Below are 18,220 nucleotides of genomic sequence, written 5' to 3'. Positions count from 1 at the left end.
GATGCCGGGATTGCCATCCCGGCCTACAAACACCCCACACCGAGATTGAAAGCCATGCGTCTGCAAACTGTTGCGGCTGCTGTCGTACTTACGTTGGCTCTGGCCGGCTGCGCGACCCCTGGCGGTCTGCATCCGAACGGCACGCTGACCGATGCGTCGTCGCTCAAGGCCGACCGCAGCCTGGCGAACGTGCAGGTCTCCGACGCCGCCTGGCCGAAGCAGGATTGGTGGAGCGGGCTGGGCGATCCCCAACTCAGCGCGCTGATCACCGAAGCCCTGCGCGACAACCCCAGCCTGGCCGAAGCCGATGCACGCGCGCGCCAGGCACAGGCCGCCGCCGGTGCGGCGGATGCTTCGCGCAAGCCAACCGTCAACGTCGGCGGCAGCATCGGCGAAGCGTTCATTCCCAAATCCGTTCCCGTCTTTGGCACCGGCCACGTCGGCGCTCTGAAATACGCCGACGCCAGCTTCAAATGGAACCTGGACCTATGGGGTGGCCAGCGCGATGCATGGGAAGCAGCCCTCGGCCAGCAACGCGCCGCCGAAGTCGATGCGCAAGCCGCGCGCATCGAGCTATCCACCAATGTCGCGCGCGCCTATGTGCAACTCGGCTATGCCTACACGCAGCAGGACGTCGCGACAGCGGAATTGAAGCGCGCCAGCGAAGCGCGTGACCTCACACGCCAGCGCGTCGCCGCCGGTATCGACAACCAGATGCAGCTGAAGCAGAGCGATTCGGAAGTCGCCAGCGCGGAAGGGCAGAAGGCGCAAACCGATCGCGCCGTCGATGCAGCGCGTATCGCGTTGTCGGTGCTGCTCGGCAAAGGCCCTGACCGCGGCCTCGACATCGCCCGTCCGCAATTGTTGCCGCCAGCCGCGTTGGCCGTGCCAGGCAATCTGTCAGTGGATCTGGTCGGCCATCGCGCCGATCTCGTCGCGGCACGCTGGCGCGTGGAAGCGTCGAGCAAAGACATCCAATCGGCCAAGACCGACTTTCTGCCGAACGTGAACATCGGCGCGCTGGCAGGCCTGATCAATTTCGGCGGCGCCAATCTGTTCACGCTGAAGAATCGCTTCTACGAAGTGGCGCCGGCGATCAGCCTGCCGATCTTCGATGGCGGCCGCCGTCGCGCCAACTTGAACAGCAAGGATGCGCAGTACGACCTCGCCGTCGCGCAGTACAACAAGACGCTGGTATCCGCCGTCAATGAAGTGGCCGACGACTACGACGCCGTGGCCTCGCTGCAGACGCAGATCGCCGCGCAGCAACGCGCGCTGGAGGCGGCGAACGATGCATGGACGCTCTCCGAACAACGCTACAAGGCCGGCATCGGCAACTACCTGGAAGCGCTCAGCGTACGCCAGGAACTGCTCGCCGCCGAGCAGCGCATGGCCGCACTGCATGCGCAGCAGTCCGATCTCAACGTGCAATTGATCCAGGCACTCGGCGGCGGCTATCAACCGCAGGCCGATACCCAACTTTCCTCCAAGTAATCCCCATCCGTTTCTGAGGCAGCTCCCATGTCCAGTCCGAACCCCAACACCGCCGACACGTCCGCCGTGCAGGCACCGCCGGCCAACAACCGGCGTGGCTTCCTGCTGCGATTGCTGCTGGTGGTGATCGTGCTCGCCGCCATCGCATGGACGGCGTGGTATTTCATTGTCGGGCGCTGGTACCAAAGTACCGATGACGCCTACATCAACGGCAACATCGTGCAGATCACGCCGCGCATCGCCGGTACCGTCGTCAGCATCACCGCCGATGACGGCGACATGGTGCAGCAGGGCGAAGTGCTGGTGAAGCTTGATCGCTCCGACGCCGACGTGGGCCTGCAGCGCGCCACGGCGAATCTCGCCAATACCGTGCGCCGCGTGCGTGGTCTGTACAGCACTGTCACCGGCGCGCAGTCGCAGGTTGCGCTGGAAAAGGTCGCGTTGCAGAAAGCGCAGGACGACTACAACCGCCGCCGCAATCTCGCCAAGTCCGGTGCCATCTCCGCCGAGGAACTGGCGCACGCACGCGATGCACTGACGGCAGCACAGAGCGCGTTGGCGACCTCGCAACAGCAGTTGCAGACCAACCAGGTGCTGGTGGATGACACCGTCGTCGCCTCGCATCCGGACGTGAAAGCCGCTGCCGCGCAATATCGCTCCGCGTATCTGGATGACGTGCGCACCACCATGGTGGCACCGGTCACCGGCTACGTCGCCAAGCGCACCGTGCAGGTGGGCCAGCGCGTGCAGCCGGGTTCCGCGCTGATGGCCGTCGTGCCGCTGCATCAGGTGTGGGTGGATGCCAACTTCAAGGAAACGCAGCTCACGCAGATGCGCATCGGCCAGCCGGTGGAACTCACCTCCGACGTCTACGGCAGCTCAGTGAAGTACAAGGGCAAGGTGGAAAGTCTCGGCGTGGGCACGGGCAGTGCGTTCTCGCTGCTGCCGGCGCAGAACGCCACCGGCAACTGGATCAAGATCGTGCAGCGCATTCCGGTACGCGTGGTGTTCACCGATCCGTCGCAGCTCGACAAGAATCCGTTGCGCATCGGCATGTCGATGACCACCGACGTGAACCTGCACGACCAGAGCGGCCCGACGCTGGCGCAATCGGCGCGTACCGAGCCGCGCTTCAGCACCGACGTCTACAAAGACCAGCTCGCCGATGCGAATGCGCAGATCGAGCGGATCGTTCACGAAAACATGGGACAGGCGGTGAATGCCAAGGGCGAAGACCCGATGGCGAAGGCGCACTGATTTGCAGGAACCGTGAAGCACTTCGTCTCCCCTGTCCCTTTGGAAGCAATGCTCCGAACTTAAGATTTTCAAGCGCCGAAAACTCTTGCTCGTCATTCCAGCGAAAGCTGGAATCCAGCGATTTTGGGTCTAAAGGCACGGGATTCCAGCTTTCGCTGGAATGACGGGTTGAGGTCCGCGGCGAGAGGGGCTAGCTATGCGCACAGTTTGCAGGTGACATTCCATGAGCACGCATTTCCGTCCACCCAACCTGGTCCTGGCGACAATCGGTTTGTCGCTGGCCACGTTCATGCAGGTGCTGGACACCACCATCGCCAATGTGTCGCTGCCGACCATCGCCGGCAATCTCGGCGTGAGCTCCGACGAGAGCACCTGGGTGATCACCTCGTTCGCGGTGAGCAACGCCATCGCGCTGCCACTCACCGGTTTTCTCACGCGCCGCTTCGGCGAAGTGAAACTGTTCGTGTGGGCCACGCTGGCCTTCTCGATCGCCTCGTTCCTGTGCGGCATCGCGCAGAGCATGGGCATGCTGATCGTGTTTCGTACGCTGCAAGGTGCGGTGGCCGGTCCGATGTATCCAGTGACGCAGGCTTTGCTGATCGGCATCTATCCACCCAACAAGCGACCGATGGCGTTGGCGCTGTTGGCGATGGTGACGGTGGTGGCGCCAATTGCCGGCCCGATTCTCGGTGGCTGGATCACGGACAACTATTCCTGGCCGTGGATCTTCTTCATCAACGTGCCGATCGGCATCTTCGCCAGTTTCGTGGTGGCGAACCAGATGCGTTTGCGCGAAGTGGTCACCTCACGGCCGAAGATCGACTACGTCGGCCTGGTCACGCTGGTGATCGGCATCGGTGCACTGCAGGTGGTGCTGGACAAAGGCAACGACGAAGACTGGTTCAATTCCAACTTCATCGTCATTACCGCGATTATTTCGGCGATCGCGATTGCGGTATTCCTGATCTGGGAACTGACCGACAAGGAACCGATCGTCGATCTCAAACTGTTCCGCCACCGCAACTTCCGCATGGGCACCATTTCGCTGGTGCTGGCGTATGCCGCGTTCTTCGCCATCAACCTGCTGGTGCCGCAGTGGCTGCAGATCAACCTGGGCTATACCGCGACATGGGCCGGTTTCGCGGCGGCGCCTTTGGGCATCTTGCCGGTGATCCTCACGCCGTTTGTCGGTCGCTATGCAGCACGCTTTGACTTGCGCATGCTTACCGCGGCCTCGTTCGTGGTGATGGGCGTGACCTGCTTCATACGTTCGGACTTCTATATCGGCGTGGACTTCAACCACATCGCCAGCGTGCAGTTGCTGCAAGGCTTGGGCGTGGCGCTGTTCTTCATGCCCGTCACCACCATCCTGCTGTCTGATTTGCAGCCGCATGAACTTGCTTCGGGCGGTGGCGTGGCGACCTTCCTGCGCACCGTCGGCGCCAGCTTTGCCGCTTCGCTCACCAGCTTCATGTGGGAACGCCGCGCCGTGTTGCATCACTCGCAGCTGGCCGAACAGATCACGCCGTACAACCCGACGGCGCAGCAGGCGCTCAGCCAAAGCAGCGATGCGCAGACGACCTTGGCGACGTTGAACGGAGCGATCAGTGCACAAGGGCTGCAGATTTCCTTCAACGAAATCTTCTACGTGCTGGGATGGATCTTCCTGTCGCTGATCGTGGTGATCTGGCTGGCCAAGCCGCCGTTTGGCGCGAAAGCCGGGGCAGGCGGTGGCGGGCATTGATATGGCCCGCCCGTCGATCCTGAAAACAACAACGGCCCCGCAAGGGGCCGTTGCTTTATGCATTGATAGCGTTGTTTAGAACGCAATACCCACCAGCGCCATCGTCTCGCCGCGGTTCGGCTCATGGATGCCGGCGTTGGAAATATGGCGAATGCCGATGCTCCAGTGATCGCCCTGGTAACCCACCGTGGTGGCGAATTCAAAGGCGCTGCTCAGTGCTTCCGTGCGGCCGGTATGTACCGACGGCTGCTCGCTGATGAAGAGCCGGCGGTACCACGCATCGGCAGGGCCGTAGTGGATGCGTACGCCGGCGCCAACCAGGCCGATGTCGTCGCGGGTGGTGTAGCGGCCGCCGTCGAAGCGCTTCAAGTCGCGGCCGCTGATCCAGCCGGCGGTGATGTCGGGTGCCCAGGTGAAGTTGCTGCTGCCGAAGGGGTGCTCGTCGAAGATCACTTCGCCGAACGCGGCAGGCGTGCTGTAGCTGTCCATGAAGCTGACGCCGCCTTGCAGTTCGAAGCGGGCCGCCATGGCGGGGAGCGCCGGTAAAGCAAACATCAGTACAGCAGCGGCGCCGCGGGTAAGGGGATGCATGCGCATGAGTGAACCTATGTGGGGGATAGGAAGTGCGTTTATGTACTCGAAAGTTTACAAATGATTAAGATAAGCCGCCAGCCATATTTGTGTCATTTCGGGCAACACAGTGTTGACCGATAGAGCGGTACGGGAAAACGTCAGCGATGCGTAAGCAAATATCGGCACCCACAACCTTCGATACCACGTCTGCGGTACTTAGGCCGTGGACGACCATGGCTACGCCCGGCGTGGCCATGCCAGTGGCGGCGCAGCGAAAATCTCAGGCTTTCACGCCCTTGGACGCCAGGCACTGCGCGATATCCAGGAATGCATGCACCATCGGGTCGTTGGCGTCGTCGCGGTAAATGGCCCACACGGCCGTGGCCGCTTCCGTGTTCGCCAGGGGGCGATACACCACGTTTTCCACCCTTACGCGCTGGATCGAACCGGGCAGCACCGCCACGCCGAAACCACCGGAAATCAAGCCGATGATGGTCGGCAGTTCGCGCACCTCATACAGGATGTGCGGACTGAAACCCGCGCGCGTGCACAGCGCGATCACTTCGTCATACAGCCGCATGCCCAGGTGGCGCTGGTAGAAGATGAAATCCTCGCCGGCCAGTTCATGGATATCGACGGGACCTTCACCGGCGGCGAGCGGATTGCTCGCATGCATCACCACGGTGAGCGAATCCTTGAACAACTCGATCGCCTTGATGTTCTCCGGCAACGCATCGGGACGGATCACGCCGACGTCGATCAAACCCTGTTCCAGTGCATCGATCTGCTGCGAGGTGGCCATTTCATGGATCAGCAGGCGCACGTTGGGCAAGCGTTCGCGAAAGCGTGCCAGCACGCGCGGCACTACCACGGTGAACGGGCCGGACGACACCAGCCCGAGATGCAATTCGCCTAATTCTCCACGCTGCGAACGCGCCACGGATTCGGCCGCGCGTTCGGCCTGCGTAAGAATGGTGCGCGCGCGCGGGAGCAGGGCGGTGCCGGCTGCGCTCAATGCGATGCCGCGGCCTTTGCGCTCGAACAAATTCGCGCCCAGGCGTGTTTCAAGCGCATGAATCTGCTGGCTGAGCGGCGGCTGCGATATGCCTAATCGTTCGGCCGCACGACCGAAGTGCAATTCGTCGGCCACGGTGACGAAGTACTTCAGATGCCGCAGCTCGAGGTAATCATTCGTCATGCGTATCAAGCCATTCGCGTTGCTGTATCGATCTTAGCAAGTCGTACAACTAATCTTCACGTTCTGTGGCGACTCCCCTTAGCCACAGGCGGCTACACGTTCTCGCAATGTCTTGAACTTGCCGGCCGTCATTCCCGCGAAAAGCGGGAATCCATCTTCGCTTTTCACATCAAAGCAACATGGATTCCCGCTTTCGCGGGAATGACGGCGAGGAAGAAATCAACCAACGCAAGATCGGCAGCCCCTCTCGTCGCCCGGACGAACAACCCCTGGAGCCCATCCCCATGCTAAGGATCGTACGGCTTGCGCTGGAGCGGCCTTATACCTTCGTCGTTCTTGCGCTGCTGATCCTGATCGTCGGTCCCTTGGCGGCCTTGCGCACACCCACCGATATTTTTCCGGACATCAAGATTCCGGTCATCGCGGTGGTGTGGACGTACACCGGCCTGCCGCCGGAACAGATGGCCGGTCGCATTGCCTCACCGTTTGAACGCGTGCTCACCACCACGGTGAACGACGTGGAGCATATCGAGGCCAAGTCGATCGCCGGCTACGGCATCATCAAGATCTTCTTCCAGCCCGGCGTGAACATTGCCACTGCCAATGCGCAAGTCACGGCGGTGTCGCAGACGATGCTCAAACAGCTGCCGCCGGGCATCACGCCGCCGTTGATCCTCAACTACAACGCTTCCACCGTGCCGATCCTGCAATTGGCGCTGTCGGGCAAAGGCCTGAGCGAGCAGAACCTGGGCGACCTGGGCCAGAACATCCTGCGTCCGCAGCTCGTGTCGGTGCCGGGCGCGGCCATTCCCTATCCGTATGGCGGCAAAACGCGCCAGGTGCAGATCGACGTGGATTCCGCGGCGCTGCAGGCGCGCGGTTTGTCGGCGCAGGACGTGGCCAATGCGCTGGCGGCGCAGAACCTGATCATCCCGGTCGGCACGCAGAAGATCGGCACGTTCGAATACACGCTCAACCTCAACAACTCGCCGTCCGACATCAACGAGCTGGGCAATCTGCCGATCAAGCAGGTCAACGGCACCACCATCTACATTCGCGACGTGGCGCACGTGCGCGACGGCGCACCGCCGCAAACCAATATCGTGCACGTGGACGGCAATCGTTCCGTATTGTTGAGCATTCTCAAGAACGGTTCGGCATCTACGTTGGCGATCGTGTCCGGCATCAAGCAGCGCCTGGCCGACAGCAAGGGCATCCTGCCGGACAACCTCAAGGTCACGCCCATCGGCGACCAATCCCTGTTCGTGCGCGCGGCGATCAGCGGCGTGGCGCGCGAAGGCGTGATTGCAGCGGCACTCACCAGCTTGATGATCCTGTTGTTCCTGGGCAGCTGGCGCTCCACCGTGATTATCGCGGTATCGATTCCGCTGGCGATTCTCGGTGCGATCGCGCTGCTGTCCGCGTTTGGCGAGACACTCAACATCATGACGCTGGGTGGCCTGGCGCTGGCGGTCGGCATCCTGGTCGACGATGCCACCGTAACCATCGAGAACATCAACTGGCATCTTGAGCACGGCAAGGACGTGGAAACGTCGATCATCGACGGCGCCAAGCAGATCGTGACGCCGGCGTTCGTGTCGCTGCTGTGCATCTGCATCGTGTTCGTGCCGATGTTCTTCCTGGAAGGCGTGGCGCGCTTCCTGTTCGTGCCGATGGCGGAAGCGGTGATGTTTGCGATGGTGTGCTCGTTCATCCTCTCGCGCACCTTGGTGCCGACGATGGCGATGTTCCTGCTGAAGCCGCATGCGCCTTCTGTCGATGCGCATGGTGTCGAAAGTCAAGGCACGCATGCGGCGCCACCGCCGTCGAGCAATCCGCTGGTGCGTTTCCAGCGCGCGTTCGAAGCGCGCTTCGAACGCATCCGGACGACCTATCACGGCATGCTCGATCTGGCGCTGGCGCATCGGCGGCCATTCGTGCTCGGTTTTCTCGCCTTCGTGCTGGTGTCGTTCCTGCTGGTGCCGTTTCTCGGCCGCAACTTCTTCCCTGACGTGGACGGCGGCCAGATCCTGATGCACGTGCGCGCACAGGTCGGCACACGCGTGGAAGAAACCGCCAACCTGTTCAACAAGATCGAGAACACGGTGCGCGACGTGATCCCCGCCAAAGACCTGGGCACGGTAGTGGACAACATCGGCGTGTCCGGCAGCGGTATCAACACGACGTACAACAACACCGGCCTGGTCGGCGAGCAGGATGGCGACATCCAGATCGCGCTCAACGAAGGTCACCGACCCACGGCCGAATACGTGCGCAAGCTGCGCGAAATGCTGCCTCGCCTGTATCCCGGCGCCACGTTCTCGTTTCCGCCGGCGGATATCGTCAGCCAGATCCTGAACTTCGGTTCGCCGGCGCCGATCGATCTGCAGATTCGCGGCCCCAATCTGGCAGCCAATTTTGCTTATTCGAATACTTTGCTGGGCCAGATCAAGCGCATTCCCGGCGTGGTCGATGCGCGTATCCAGGAATCGCAAGCCAATCCGGCTTTCGACGTCAACGTCGATCGCACGCAGGCGCAATTGCTCGGCATCACCGAGCGCGACGTCACCAACAGCCTGGTGGTGAACCTGGCCGGCTCCAGCCAGGTCGCGCCGACGTTCTGGCTCAATCCGGCCAATGGCGTGTCGTACCCGATCGTGATGCAGACGCCGCAATACGCACTCGACAGCCTGGCACAGCTGCGCAACCTGCCGATCAACGGCAGCAATGGACAATCGCAGGTGCTTGGCGGCCTGGTCACGCTCAAGCGCAACAACACCAATGCGGTGATCGATCAATACGACATCCAATCAGTGGTGCAGATCTACGCGGCTACGCAGGATCGCGATCTCGGCGCCGTCGCGGCGGACGTGCAGAAGCTGATCGACAGCAGTGTCAGCCAGCAACCCAAGGGTTCGCACGTGGTGCTGCTCGGCCAGGTGCAGACCATGAACAGCGCGTTCTCGGGCTTGTTGTTCGGCTTGCTTGGCGCCGTGGTGCTGATCTATCTGCTGATCGTGGTGAACTTCCAGTCGTGGAGCGATCCGTTTGTGATCATCACCGCGTTGCCCGCGGCATTGGCCGGCATCGTGTGGATTCTGTTCGCCACGCATACGCCGCTGTCGGTGCCGGCGCTCACCGGCGCAATCATGTGCATGGGCGTGGCGACCGCCAACTCGATTTTGGTGGTGAGCTTCTGTCGCGAGCGTCTGGCCGAACACGGCGATGCCACGCTGGCCGCACTCGAAGCCGGCTTCACCCGCTTCCGTCCCGTTTGCATGACTGCGCTGGCGATGATCATCGGCATGGCGCCGATGGCCTTAGGGCTGGGCGAAGGTGGCGAACAGAACGCACCGCTCGGCCGTGCGGTGATCGGCGGTTTGATTTTCGCCACCGGCGCGACGCTGCTGTTCGTGCCCGTGGTGTTCAGCATCATCCATGGACGCCATGCGTCCAAAGCCATTCGCGCTTCCGGAGAACCTGGTTATGTCGTCTGAAGCAAGCATCCATCCCTCACAGAAGCTGTCCAAGCGCGGCCTGCGCCTTACAGGCATCGTCATCGCTGTGGTCCTGACTGCCGTCGTGGTGATCGGCCTGATTACGCGCGCCACGCAAGCGAATACCTTGAAAACCTGGACGCAGGAACAGGCCGTGCCCACGGTCAGCGTGGTGGCGCCGGAACTCGGCAAAACCGGTCCGGTGCTGGATCTTCCCGGTCAGCTGCAGGCCTATACACGCGCGCCGATCTACGCGCAGGTCAGCGGTTATTTGAAAGAATGGAAAACCGATATCGGCACGCCCGTAAAAGCGGGTGAACTGCTCGGCGAAATTTCCACGCCGGAACTCGATCAGCAACTGCAGCAAGCGCGTGCCGATCTCGCCAGTACCAAGGCAAATGCCGATCTGGCTGCCGTGACCGCAAAGCGTTGGCAAGCGATGTTGAGCAGCGACTCGGTCGCACAGCAGGATGTGGATCAGCGCACCGCCGACTATGCCGCCAAGTTGGCGCAGATGAAAGCCGCGCAAGCGAACGTGGATCGCCTGGAAGCGGCCAAGGCGTTTGCACGCATCGTCGCGCCGTTCAATGGCGTAGTGACGGCGCGCGATACCGACGTCGGCGCATTGATCAATTCGGGCGGTGGCACCGGCCCGGAGTTGTTCGTGGTGTCGGACATCCACAAGCTGCGCGTATACGTGCAGGTACCGCAACGCTACGCGCCGTCGGTTCGTCCCGGCAGCAGTGCCGTGCTGGTCGTGCCGGAATATCCGGGCCGCGAATTCCATGCGCAGGTGGTCGCAACAGCCAATGCGGTCAACACCACCTCCGGCACCACGCTGGTGCAGCTGCAGGTCGACAATGCCGACAACACGCTGATGCCCGGCGCCTTTGCACACGTGCGCTTCAACTTGCCGGTGGACACGACCGCACTGCGCGTGCCAGCCAGCTCGCTGATTTTCGACAATGCCGGTTTGCGCGTGGCGACGGTGGGCGCCGGCGACAAAGTCGCCTTCAAGAAGGTGAGCATCCTGTTCGACTACGGCAAGACGGTGGAAATCGGCAGCGGCCTTAGCGCCGAGGATCGCGTGATCGACAGCCCGCCCGATGGCATCAAGGATGGCGACGCCGTCAAGCTCGCCACGGATGACATGAAACTTGCCACCGAAGACACAACGGCCAAGCCGCATGAAAAAGCGTGAGTCTCTCCTTGTCGTGATGATCGCGGCGACGCTGAGCGGATGCTCGCTGGCACCGGCCTATCACCCGCCAGCGACGCCGTCAGCGCAGACGTATCGCGACGTCGGGCCGTGGATCAACGCGCAACCTTCGGATCAGCTGCCGCGCGAGAGCTGGTGGCAGTTGTATAGCGAAGACGAACTGGATGCATTGCAACTCAAGTTGCTGGCAAACAACGCCGACCTGGCGGCTGCGTTGGCGCACTACCAGCAGGCCCAGGCCTTCGCGCTGCAGGCACGCTCCGGGCTGTTTCCGCAGCTCAGCGCGGGAGCCAACGGCGTACGCCAGCGCCAGTCCGATCACGCGCCGCCGGTGCGCAATCCTTCCGCGCCGGCCGATTACGACAGCTACAGCGTTAGCGCCCAGGCCAGTTATGAAGTCGACCTGTGGGGCCGCGTGCGCAATACGGTCGAAGCCGGCCGCGACAATGCGCTTGCTGCGCAAGCCGATCTCGCTTCCGCGCAGCTGAGCTTGCAAGCCCAACTTGCCGACAGCTACATGCAGCTGCGTGGTCTCGATCAGCAGATCGAGCTGTTGCAGCAAACCATCCAGGCCTACGAGAAAGCGCTGAAGCTCACGCAGACCTTGCATGGCGGCGGTATCGTTTCCGGCCTCGACGTCTCGCGCGCGCAGACGCAGCTTTCCGATGCGCGTTCGCAGTGGTCGCAGACGCTTGCCCAACGCGCGCTGATGCAGGACACGATTGCTGTGCTGGTCGGCGAGAACGCCGCCAACTTCAGCCTGCCGGCGCGTACTGAGCCGGTACCGGTACCGGTGGTACCGCTCGACGTGCCCTCCACGCTGCTGCAGCGCCGACCCGATGTCGCGGCAGCCGAACGCCGCGTTGCTGCCGCCAACGCCGGCATCGGCGTGGCGCGCGCGGCTTGGTTCCCGTCGCTCACCCTCAATGCGCAAGGCGGCTATCAAAGCACCGGCTGGGCCAACTTGCTCACCGCCGGCAACCGCATCTGGGCACTGGGGCCGACGCTGGCGTTGGATCTATTCGATGGTGGCTACCGCAAGGCCACCATCGAAGCCGCCAGGGCGAAGACCGACGAAGCCGGCGCCACTTACCGCGGCGTTGTGCTCGGCGCCTTCCAGCAGGTGCAGGACAACCTCGCGCTGCTCGATCACCTCGGCACCGCCAGCGCCAATCAGAAAGATGCCGCCGACGCGGCGCAGCACGCGCTCGATCTGTCCATGTCGCAATACAAACAAGGCGCGGTGAGCTACCTGGATGTGGTGCAGGCGCAAACGGTCGCCCTGCAGGAAAAGCGCGGCCTGCTCGATCTGGACACGCAACGCCTGCGCGCCAGCGTGCATCTGATCCGCGCCCTGGGCGGCGGCTGGTCCGCCGACCAGCTGGCCCAGAAATAGCCGCGTAGGTTGGGGTGCGAACCCTATCATCGCCATGCATATCGAGGTCAGGACGTTGGGGTTCGCGCCCCAACCTACTCATGCTTTCCTTCCTGCTACCCGCGGACAATGGCTCCGCACAGCTTACACTTGCCCCGGTCTACGACATGGCGCCCATGCGCTGGATTCCCTCCGCCACGACGGGTGCGATTCCGCGCATGGACGAGAGCGACCCGCTCTACCAGGCCGATGATGTCGAGGCATTGACCATCGCGCAGGAAGTATGGGCGGAATCTTCCCGCCATCCGCATGTCTCTGATGAGTGGAGAAGCTGGGCTGCGCACCGGGCAGCACAGATCGGCACGCTTCTCTTAAGGATGCTCTGATTCAGCGCAGTCCATTGTCATCAAGTTGCCGCGATACGCGCGCCACACTTGCCGACGCGCTACCCCAACCGGGTCGCCGGCACCGCACCATCGCCTCGGTGCCGACCGCATCGCAAGCGCGGGAGGTGACATGCGGATCCTGGTGGTGGAAGACGATCTCGAAACGGCCGCCTATTTGAAAACCAGCCTTGCCGGCACGGTGCAGGCTGTCGACTGCGCGCACGACGGTTCGGCGGGTTGGCAGCTGGCGCAGAGCGGTGACTACGATCTGCTGGTGGTCGACCGCATGCTGCCGTATATCGACGGCGTCTCGCTGGTGCGTCAGCTGCGTGCGGAGGGCAAGCAGACGCCGGTGCTGATGCTTTCGGCGCTGGGCGAGTGCGATGCACGTGTGGAAGGCCTGGAAGCCGGCGTGGACGATTACCTGGGCAAGCCCTTCGCGCTCAGCGAACTGAAGGCACGCATCGGCGCGTTGGCACGCCGGTTGCCGGCACTCGATGCGAATGCGCGCCTGTCCGTGGCCGATCTGCAGCTGGATCGGCGCACGCGTGAGGCGAGCCGCGCGCAGCAGCCGATTGAATTGCAGCCGCGCGAATTCCGCCTGCTCGAATATTTGATGAAGCAGGCCGGCAAGGTGGTGACGCGCGCCATGTTGTTGGAACACGTATGGGAATTTCATTTCGATCCGCAAACCAGCGTGGTGGAAACCCATATCAGCCGCCTGCGTGCAAAGATCGATCGCGGTTACGCCGTGCCGTTGCTGCACACCATCCGCGGCACCGGATATTGCCTGCGTGCGCCCGATTAGCTTTGTCCGCACGGCCACGTTTCGCATGGCCATCTTGCAGGCGATGCTGTTCGCCTGCGTGGTCGCCGGTCTGTTCGGCCTGGTATGGCGTGAAATTCATGCCTACGTCGCGGATCAAATGCGCACGGCGGTGCAGATAGAAACCGCGAGCCTGCGCGAAGCGGCGCGCGATGGCATGCTCGCGCCGCAAATTCGCCAGCGCCTGTCGGTCAAGCAGGAAGGCGCCGATTACTACTTGCTGAGTGATGAGCGTGGACAGCGCATCGCTGGCAATCTGCGGTTTCATCCCACCGCTGCCGGTTGGCAACGCGTGCCGATCCGCGATGCCATTGGCATTCACGCGCATCACGCCACGCAAGTAGACCTGCTGGTGACGCCGCTCGACGACGGACATTGGCTGACGGTGGGGCAGGACAACCGCGATATCGGCGAACTCGATGAAGATCTCGGGCGCTACTTCTTCGTGAGCGTGGGCGCGGCGATGCTGTTCGCTTTGCTATCAGGCGGCATTGCCGGACACGTGTTCGTGAAATCGGTCGATAGCCTGAGTGCACGCGCCGAACGCATCGTTGCCGGCGAAGAAGCCGGCCCCTTGCGCCTTAAGCGCGGCAGCGAGGAATTCGTGCAGTTGACCGCGCGGCTCAACCGCATGCTCGAGCGCATGCACACGTTGATGGAAAACATGCGGCAAGTCTCCAACGACATCGCGCACGATCTGAGCACACCGCTCACGCGTCTTCGCCAGCGCCTGGAATCGGCTTGCGACGAACAACACGAGCCCGCGCAGCAACGTCAAACGATCGAACGATGCATCGTGGAAGTCGATCAGGTGCTGGCGACGTTCGGCGCGCTGCTGCGCATTTCGCGCATCCAGGCGCGTGAGCGCCGGGCAGGCTTTACGCCCGTGGACCTGTCCGAGCTGTTCACGTCGATGGCCGAGGTCTACCGGCCGGTGGCTGAGGATGCGGGGCGCATCGTGGATGCCAACATCCAGCCAGGGCTCGCCTTCAAAGGCGACCGCGCGCTCATCACGCAGATGCTCGCCAATCTGATCGAGAACGCGATTCATCACACGCCAATGGGAACACGCATCACCGTGTCGCTGATGCAGACCATGCAAGGTGTCGTCGGTTGTATCGAGGACACCGGTCCCGGCATTCCGGCGGAAGCGCACCAGCGCGTGTTCAATCGCTTCGTGCGGTTGGATAGCAGCCGCAGTTCGCCGGGCAGCGGCCTTGGCCTGGCGCTGGTAGCAGCGATTGCTCAATTGCACCGCATTCCGCTGCACCTGGCGGATCGCCAGCCCGGATTAGCTGTCGAAATGCGCTTCACGTAGGCTGGGATGACATCCCAGCATTCGGGGAATTCGAGAAAAAGCCGGGATTGTCATCCCAGCCTGCGAATGGCCATTCAGCTTGAAGCTTACGAATTCGTATAGTGGCTGCATTCTCGCTGTCATCGCACCCACCTACGTTGGTGGCTTTCGTGGGCGGTCCGGGTGAGGCCGCCCACGGGCAGTCAGCAGCGAGGAAAAAGCGATGTCTCTTGCACGTGCGTGTCGTATGGCCCTGGGTTTGGCGGTGGTGGCATTGCCCACCGTGGTGTTGGCAGCGCCAAGCGGCGTCAATGGCCACGTGGAGACGGCCAAAACACATGCGCCGGTGGCCGGCGCACAAGTGGAGCTGCGCGAAGCGCAACGCAGCGCCACCACCGACCGCAACGGCAATTTCAGCCTCGACAACGTGGTGCCGGGTGTTTACACGCTGGTGATCAGCATGCCGGGGCAGGCTGAGCTGGAACGGCAGATCACCGTGCGCGAAAGCGCGCCGGCGGTCGAGAATTTCATCGTGGGCAACGACGTGAAATCGCTGGGCCAGGTCCGCGTGATCGCCGCCGCCACGCCCGATGAGGAGGCGCGCGCGCAACAGCAACTGGCGCCGAACATGGTGTTCGTGCAGCCGCAGTCCGCTATCGAACGGCTGCCCGACGTCAACGCGGGTGAAGCGGTGCGCCGCCTGCCCGGTGTTTCGTTGGAAACGGATACCGGCGAAGGCCGCTTCGTCAATATTCGCGGACTGGATGCCGATCTCAACAGCACCACTTTCGATGGCGTGCGCATGATGCCCACCAACACCGCCTCGCCGACCGGCGGCGGTCGCGCCGTGGCGTTCGACTCGATCCCCGCGGGCCTGGTCGGCTCGCTCACCATCACCAACACCAATCTGCCGGACCAGGACGCCGAAGCGCTCGGCGGCACGATCGAGATCACTTCCAAGCAGATGCCCAAGGACAAGGACCAGTTCATTGATCTGCAGCTGGGCGCCGGCCTGGAAAACCTGCGCGACACGCCGATCCACAATTACGAAATGACCGGTGGCCTGCGCTTTGGTCCAAGCGCCAACTACAAGCCGTTCTCGGTGATCGGCACGGTCAACTATTACCAGGACCATCGCGGCATCGACGACGTCGAAGCAGGCTACGTCGATCAACAGGGCGCAGGCGTGCCGGATAAGGCTTTTGCGGCACTGGACCAGCGTTTCTACAACTATCAGCGCACGCGCCTCGGTTACGGCGTGGAATTCGATTTTCAGCCGGATGAAGACAACAAGTGGTACGCGCGCTACTTCGATGCCGGCTACACCGAGCGCAAGAGCCGCGACAACCTGATCTTCAACTTCGCCGGTGCGCCGGCGGTCGATCCCAACAATCCGAACGGATTGATCGACGACGCCAGCTACCAACGCGGCAACCAGCATGAAAAGGAAACTATCGATTCGCGCGTGGCCATGCTCGGCGGCCAGAACGACTTCCACAGCTGGCGCACCGATTACCACCTGGCGATGTCGATCGGCTCCTACAACATGCCGTACAACTACAACGCAACGTTCGTGAATGGCAGTCCGAATCCGAACAACGCGGACGGCTCCGGCCAGGCGCTCATCGCCTACGACAACATCACCCGTCCCAACGTGCCCAGCTACAGCATTCTGCAAGGGCAGAATCCGGCCAATCCCAGCGGCTACACCTTGAGCGACTACAGCGCCGGCACGCAGCACGACCACGATCAGGAATACAACCTCGGCGACAACGTCACCGTGCCGACGCACTGGTTTTCCACCAGCACGGACGAATTCATCAAGTTCGGCGTGAACGCGCGTTTGCGCAGCCGCCATGGCGCGCAAGCCAGCTACGACTACAACCCGCCAGCCGTGCTGTTGTCCGATGCCGTGCAGGGCGGGCCGATCACGTATTACAACGGCCATTACAACATTGGTCCGCTGATCAATCCGCAAACGCTCATCAATCTGCTCAACAGCAATCCCGGTGCGTTCGCCGAAAACACGGCAAACGATTTTCTCGCCGATCTGCAATCGCAGGCGCGCGACCGTGAAAACATCTTCGCCGGCTACGCGGAGTATCAATTCCAGCCGGTGGAGAAGCTCAGCATTCTCGGCGGCGTGCGCTACGAGGCGACGCGGGCGCGCTATGAAGGCCTGAATGTCGTGACCAACAATGGCAATCTGGTCAGCTATTCGCCAAACATCATCCAGCGCAACTACGGCAACGTATTTCCTTCGCTGCAGTTGAAATACAGCTTCCAGCCGGATCTGATCGGCCGCGTGGTGTATTCCAAAACCATCGCCCGCCCAGGCTTCCAGCAAGTCACGCCCGCTACCCAGGTGGACGACGTCAACGATACGGTGTCGCAAGGCAATCCGGCACTCAAGCCTACCTATAGCGACAACATCGATGCGTCCTTCGAGTACTACCTGCCCGAAGGCGGCCTGGCGTATGCCGGCTTTTTCGACAAGGAGCTGACCAACTACATCGTGCCGTTGGCGTCGGTGCAGACGATCACCAATCCGGCCGGCATCCTGGATGTATTCGCGCCGGGTACCCTGGTCACCTTCAACGGCTACGAAAATATTTCCTCGGCGTTTGCGCGCGGCCTGCAGCTGGCCTACACAGACCGCTTCCGCTGGCTGCCGGGCGCGCTCAGTGGGCTGGGCGTGAATACCAACTTTACCTACGTCGATTCCCGTATCCAGATCCATCCCGGCGTGTATTCGCCGCTGCCGTCCACCTCCCGCGATACGGCCAACTTTTCCTTGACCTACGAGTATCGCGGGTTGCGCATGGACCTTGGTGCGTATTACGAAAGCAAGAACATCTTTGCGCTAGGCGGCCCGCTGTACACCAATGCGGACGGCACGCCGTCGAGTGTTTACGCCGACCAGTATTCGTCGGCGCGCACCTCGCTGGATTTCGGCGCGAGTTATGCGTTTAACGACACGTTCTCGGTGTACTTCGGCGCCAAGAATCTCACCAATACCAAGCTGCGGTTTACGGAAACGTCCAGCGACAATCGCCCGATCCAGCGGGAGTTCTACGATCAGACCTTTACGGCCGGGGTACGCATCCATTTGTGATGCGTATGCCACGTCGAACCCATGCAACAATACGCGGATCTTCGCTGGAGCTCCGCATGACCACCAAACCCAACGCCGACGTCAGCATCAACAAGGAAGGCAGTACGGACGCCGCCAACCCGCCGGGTGGCATGCATGGTCCGCGTCACAGCGCCCTGGATATGGAGGAGATTGCTGCACACGATGAAGTGCAGCATGAAGACGCGTTGCGCAATTCGTCGTTGCGCGTACCGCGTTGA

The 18,220-nt window shown here is 62.2% G+C and carries 13 protein-coding genes; 11 read left to right on the top strand and 2 right to left on the bottom strand.

The window, feature by feature from the left end; all coding sequences use genetic code 11:
* Positions 1-54 precede the first annotated feature (54 nt).
* The 3 genes from VJR68_RS09370 (at position 55) to VJR68_RS09360 (ending at position 4,495) form a co-directional block, all read left to right on the top strand.
* Positions 55-1,494, top strand: a complete 1,440-nt coding sequence (locus VJR68_RS09370; protein ID WP_324147406.1) for an efflux transporter outer membrane subunit — start codon at positions 55-57, stop codon at positions 1,492-1,494.
* Positions 1,495-1,521: 27 nt separating this feature from the next.
* Positions 1,522-2,751 carry an efflux RND transporter periplasmic adaptor subunit gene (locus VJR68_RS09365; protein WP_324147405.1) on the top strand — a complete coding sequence of 410 codons (1,230 nt, stop codon included), beginning with the start codon at positions 1,522-1,524 and terminating at the stop codon, positions 2,749-2,751.
* A 223-nt stretch (positions 2,752-2,974) separates the two neighbouring features.
* Positions 2,975-4,495 (top strand): DHA2 family efflux MFS transporter permease subunit, encoded by a 1,521-nt coding sequence (locus tag VJR68_RS09360; protein WP_324147404.1) that lies wholly within the window; start codon positions 2,975-2,977, stop codon positions 4,493-4,495.
* 75 nt (positions 4,496-4,570) lie between these two features.
* On the opposite strand, the gene VJR68_RS09355 is transcribed toward VJR68_RS09360, so the two are convergent.
* Positions 4,571-5,092 (bottom strand): acyloxyacyl hydrolase, encoded by a 522-nt coding sequence (locus VJR68_RS09355; RefSeq protein ID WP_324147403.1) that lies wholly within the window; start codon positions 5,090-5,092, stop codon positions 4,571-4,573.
* A gap of 256 nt (positions 5,093-5,348) precedes the next feature.
* Positions 5,349-6,266: a LysR substrate-binding domain-containing protein gene (locus VJR68_RS09350; RefSeq protein ID WP_324147402.1), complete on the bottom strand. Its 918-nt coding sequence runs from the start codon at positions 6,264-6,266 to the stop codon at positions 5,349-5,351.
* Positions 6,267-6,550: 284 nt separating this feature from the next.
* Between VJR68_RS09350 and VJR68_RS09345 the strand changes: the two genes are divergently transcribed.
* The 8 genes from VJR68_RS09345 (at position 6,551) to VJR68_RS09310 (ending at position 18,220) form a co-directional block, all read left to right on the top strand.
* Entirely contained in the window at positions 6,551-9,763 is a 3,213-nt protein-coding gene (locus VJR68_RS09345) for an efflux RND transporter permease subunit (RefSeq protein ID WP_324147401.1), read from the top strand.
* On the top strand, positions 9,753-10,964 hold the full coding sequence (locus VJR68_RS09340; protein WP_324147400.1) for an efflux RND transporter periplasmic adaptor subunit: 1,212 nt from the start codon (positions 9,753-9,755) through the stop codon (positions 10,962-10,964). The genes VJR68_RS09345 and VJR68_RS09340 overlap by 11 nt, the downstream gene beginning before the upstream one ends.
* Positions 10,951-12,378 carry an efflux transporter outer membrane subunit gene (locus VJR68_RS09335; protein ID WP_324147399.1) on the top strand — a complete coding sequence of 476 codons (1,428 nt, stop codon included), beginning with the start codon at positions 10,951-10,953 and terminating at the stop codon, positions 12,376-12,378. Before VJR68_RS09340 ends, VJR68_RS09335 begins: the two co-directional genes overlap by 14 nt.
* Positions 12,379-12,458: 80 nt before the next feature.
* Positions 12,459-12,743 carry a hypothetical protein gene (locus VJR68_RS09330; protein ID WP_324147398.1) on the top strand — a complete coding sequence of 95 codons (285 nt, stop codon included), beginning with the start codon at positions 12,459-12,461 and terminating at the stop codon, positions 12,741-12,743.
* A 130-nt stretch (positions 12,744-12,873) separates the two neighbouring features.
* Positions 12,874-13,551, top strand: a complete 678-nt coding sequence (locus VJR68_RS09325) for a response regulator transcription factor (protein WP_324147397.1) — start codon at positions 12,874-12,876, stop codon at positions 13,549-13,551.
* A gap of 25 nt (positions 13,552-13,576) precedes the next feature.
* Complete coding sequence (locus VJR68_RS09320; protein WP_324147396.1) at positions 13,577-14,887, top strand: HAMP domain-containing sensor histidine kinase; 1,311 nt, start codon at positions 13,577-13,579, stop codon at positions 14,885-14,887.
* A 202-nt stretch (positions 14,888-15,089) separates the two neighbouring features.
* Positions 15,090-17,981, top strand: coding sequence for a TonB-dependent receptor (locus VJR68_RS09315; protein WP_324147395.1), 2,892 nt, complete (start codon positions 15,090-15,092; stop codon positions 17,979-17,981).
* A gap of 56 nt (positions 17,982-18,037) precedes the next feature.
* Positions 18,038-18,220 carry a hypothetical protein gene (locus VJR68_RS09310; RefSeq protein WP_324147394.1) on the top strand — a complete coding sequence of 61 codons (183 nt, stop codon included), beginning with the start codon at positions 18,038-18,040 and terminating at the stop codon, positions 18,218-18,220.

This window comes from Dyella sp. (assembly GCF_035277725.1).
Lineage (GTDB): Bacteria > Pseudomonadota > Gammaproteobacteria > Xanthomonadales > Rhodanobacteraceae > Dyella_B.
The sequence above is the reverse complement of the archived record's forward strand: the minus strand, read 5'-3'. Positions and strand labels throughout refer to the sequence as shown.

Excerpts from the sequence above, each read along its gene's own strand:
- VJR68_RS09370 (WP_324147406.1), top strand. The coding sequence starts at position 55 with ATGCGTCTGCAAACTGTTGCGGCTGCTGTCGTACTTACGTTGGCTCTG.
- VJR68_RS09365 (WP_324147405.1), top strand. The coding sequence starts at position 1,522 with ATGTCCAGTCCGAACCCCAACACCGCCGACACGTCCGCCGTGCAGGCA.
- VJR68_RS09360 (WP_324147404.1), top strand. The coding sequence starts at position 2,975 with ATGAGCACGCATTTCCGTCCACCCAACCTGGTCCTGGCGACAATCGGT.
- VJR68_RS09355 (WP_324147403.1), bottom strand. The coding sequence starts at position 5,092 with ATGCGCATGCATCCCCTTACCCGCGGCGCCGCTGCTGTACTGATGTTT.
- VJR68_RS09350 (WP_324147402.1), bottom strand. The coding sequence starts at position 6,266 with ATGACGAATGATTACCTCGAGCTGCGGCATCTGAAGTACTTCGTCACC.
- VJR68_RS09345 (WP_324147401.1), top strand. The coding sequence starts at position 6,551 with ATGCTAAGGATCGTACGGCTTGCGCTGGAGCGGCCTTATACCTTCGTC.
- VJR68_RS09340 (WP_324147400.1), top strand. The coding sequence starts at position 9,753 with ATGTCGTCTGAAGCAAGCATCCATCCCTCACAGAAGCTGTCCAAGCGC.
- VJR68_RS09335 (WP_324147399.1), top strand. The coding sequence starts at position 10,951 with ATGAAAAAGCGTGAGTCTCTCCTTGTCGTGATGATCGCGGCGACGCTG.
- VJR68_RS09330 (WP_324147398.1), top strand. The coding sequence starts at position 12,459 with ATGCTTTCCTTCCTGCTACCCGCGGACAATGGCTCCGCACAGCTTACA.
- VJR68_RS09325 (WP_324147397.1), top strand. The coding sequence starts at position 12,874 with ATGCGGATCCTGGTGGTGGAAGACGATCTCGAAACGGCCGCCTATTTG.
- VJR68_RS09320 (WP_324147396.1), top strand. The coding sequence starts at position 13,577 with ATGGCCATCTTGCAGGCGATGCTGTTCGCCTGCGTGGTCGCCGGTCTG.
- VJR68_RS09315 (WP_324147395.1), top strand. The coding sequence starts at position 15,090 with ATGTCTCTTGCACGTGCGTGTCGTATGGCCCTGGGTTTGGCGGTGGTG.
- VJR68_RS09310 (WP_324147394.1), top strand. The coding sequence starts at position 18,038 with ATGACCACCAAACCCAACGCCGACGTCAGCATCAACAAGGAAGGCAGT.